Genomic DNA, 3,264 nt, shown 5'->3' with positions numbered 1-3,264 from the left:
AAAACCTGTTTTGCATAAAATCTTGATTGAACAAAAGCAATCAAGTGTTTAGTTGAATGAAGATACACATCAAATTGACTGCACTTGCAAGTGAAAACTTAAAGTGATTGAAAACATTTGAGGTTGTATAGTTAAGTGACTAAGCGTACAAGGTGGATGCCTTGGCAATCAGAGGCGAAGAAGGACGTGCTAATCTGCGAAAAGCTTGGATGAGTCGATAAGAGGCGTTTAATCCAAGATATCCGAATGGGGAAACCCAGTAGATGAAGAATCTACTATCACTTACTGAATTCATAGGTAAGTGAGGCAAACCGGGAGAACTGAAACATCTAAGTACCCCGAGGAAAAGAAATCAACCGAGATTTCGTCAGTAGCGGCGAGCGAAAGCGAAAGAGCCTGTTAATGATAACAGCAGAGATAGAGGAATAAGCTGGGAAGCTTAGCGACACAGGGTGATAGCCCCGTACTCAAAATCCAGGCTGTGGTACTAAGTTAACGAGAAGTAGGGCGGGACACGTGATATCCTGTTTGAAGATGGGGGGACCATCCTCCAAGGCTAAATACTCCTGATTGACCGATAGTGAACCAGTACTGTGAAGGAAAGGCGAAAAGAACCCCGGTGAGGGGAGTGAAATAGAACCTGAAACCTTGTACGTACAAGCAGTGGGAGCCTGAAAGGGTGACTGCGTACCTTTTGTATAATGGGTCAGCGACTTATATTTTGTAGCGAGGTTAACCGAATAGGGGAGCCGAAGGGAAACCGAGTCTTAACTGGGCGAATAGTTGCAAGGTATAGACCCGAAACCCGGTGATCTAGCCATGGGCAGGTTGAAGGTTGGGTAACACTAACTGGAGGACCGAACCGACTAATGTTGAAAAATTAGCGGATGACTTGTGGCTGGGGGTGAAAGGCCAATCAAACCGGGAGATAGCTGGTTCTCCCCGAAATCTATTTAGGTAGAGCCTTGAGCGGACACCTTTGGGGGTAGAGCACTGTTTCGGCTAGGGGTCCATCCCGGATTACCAACCCGATGCAAACTACGAATACCAAAGAGTGATACTCAGGAGACACACGGCGGGTGCTAACGTCCGTCGTGGAGAGGGAAACAACCCAGACCGCCAGCTAAGGTCCCAAAGTCTATATTAAGTGGGAAACGAAGTGGGAAGGCTTAGACAGCTAGGATGTTGGCTTAGAAGCAGCCATCATTTAAAGAAAGCGTAATAGCTCACTAGTCGAGTCGGCCTGCGCGGAAGATGTAACGGGGCTCAAATATAGCACCGAAGCTGCGGCATCAGACGTAAGTCTGTTGGGTAGGGGAGCGTTCTGTAAGCGGATGAAGGTGGCTCGAGAGGGCTGCTGGACGTATCAGAAGTGCGAATGCTGACATAAGTAACGATAAAACGGGTGAAAAACCCGTTCGCCGGAAGACCAAGGGTTCCTGTCCAACGTTAATCGGGGCAGGGTGAGTCGGCCCCTAAGGCGAGGCTGAAAAGCGTAGTCGATGGGAAACAGGTTAATATTCCTGTACTTGGATAAACTGCGATGTGGGGACGGAGCAGGTTAGGTTATCGCACTGTTGGATATGTGCGTTTAAGTTGGTAGGTGGGAAGTTTAGGCAAATCCGGACTTCTATTAAACACTGAGAGATGATGACGAGGCTCTAAGGAGCTGAAGTAACCGATACCACACTTCCAGGAAAAGCCACTAAGCTTCAGGTTTATCTAAACCGTACTGAAAACCGACACAGGTGGTCAGGTAGAGAATACTCAGGCGCTTGAGAGAACTCGGGTGAAGGAACTAGGCAAAATAGCACCGTAACTTCGGGAGAAGGTGCGCCGGCGTAGATTGTAGTCCCTAGCGGATGAAGGTTGAACCGGTCGAAGATACCAGCTGGCTGCAACTGTTTATTAAAAACACAGCACTCTGCAAACACGAAAGTGGACGTATAGGGTGTGATGCCTGCCCGGTGCTGGAAGGTTAATTGATGGTGTAATCGAAAGAGAAGCTCCTGATCGAAGCCCCAGTAAACGGCGGCCGTAACTATAACGGTCCTAAGGTAGCGAAATTCCTTGTCGGGTAAGTTCCGACCTGCACGAATGGCATAATGATGGCCAGGCTGTCTCCACCCGAGACTCAGTGAAATTGAAATCGCCGTGAAGATGCGGTGTACCCGCGGCTAGACGGAAAGACCCCGTGAACCTTTACTATAGCTTGACACTGAACATTGAATTTTGATGTGTAGGATAGGTGGGAGACTTAGAAGTAGTCACGCCAGTGATTATGGAGTCGTCCTTGAAATACCACCCTTTAACGTTTGATGTTCTAACGAAGATTGCGGAACGCGGTCTCGGACAGTGTCTGGTGGGTAGTTTGACTGGGGCGGTCTCCTCCCAAAGAGTAACGGAGGAGCACGAAGGTTTGCTAATCACGGTCGGACATCGTGAGGTTAGTGCAATGGTATAAGCAAGCTTAACTGCGAGACAGACAAGTCGAGCAGGTACGAAAGTAGGTCATAGTGATCCGGTGGTTCTGAATGGAAGGGCCATCGCTCAACGGATAAAAGGTACTCCGGGGATAACAGGCTGATACCGCCCAAGAGTTCATATCGACGGCGGTGTTTGGCACCTCGATGTCGGCTCATCACATCCTGGGGCTGAAGTAGGTCCCAAGGGTATGGCTGTTCGCCATTTAAAGTGGTACGCGAGCTGGGTTTAGAACGTCGTGAGACAGTTCGGTCCCTATCTGCCGTGGGCGTTGGAGAATTGGTTGGGGCTGCTCCTAGTACGAGAGGACCGGAGTGGACGCACCACTGGTGTTCCGGTTGTGTCGCCAGACGCATTGCCGGGTAGCTAAGTGCGGAAGAGATAAGTGCTGAAAGCATCTAAGCACGAAACTTGCCAAGAGATGAGTTCTCCCAGATTATAAATCTGTAAGGGTTGTTTAAGACTAAGACGTAGATAGGTGCGGTGTGTAAGTGTAGTGATACATTGAGCTAACGCATACTAATTGCCCGAGAGGCTTAACTATACAACGCTCAAGTGTTTTTGGAAAACAGAGTGAAAGAAAAAGAAATTAACTAAACGTTCAGCTTGTGGCCAATGAAGAACATAGATAGAATTTAAAATAAACGTTATCAAAGAATTATCCTGGCGGCGATAGTGCGGTGGAACCACCTGACACCATACCGAACTCAGAAGTGAAACGCTGTAATGCCGATGGTAGTGTGGGGCATCCCCATGTGAGAGTAGGGCACCGCCAGGTTA

The 3,264-nt window shown here is 48.6% G+C and carries 2 rRNA genes; both read left to right on the top strand.

Annotated features, from left to right (window positions below):
* Positions 1–129: 129 nt before the first annotated feature.
* A 23S ribosomal RNA gene (locus AAX18_RS00010) occupies positions 130–3,028 on the top strand.
* A 118-nt stretch (positions 3,029–3,146) separates the two neighbouring features.
* Positions 3,147–3,262 (top strand): 5S ribosomal RNA (gene rrf / locus AAX18_RS00005).
* Positions 3,263–3,264 lie beyond the last annotated feature (2 nt).

This window comes from Haemophilus haemolyticus, assembly GCF_001008205.1.
Classification (GTDB): Bacteria; Pseudomonadota; Gammaproteobacteria; order Enterobacterales; family Pasteurellaceae; genus Haemophilus; species Haemophilus haemolyticus_Q.
The sequence above is the reverse complement of the archived record's forward strand: the minus strand, read 5'-3'. Positions and strand labels throughout refer to the sequence as shown.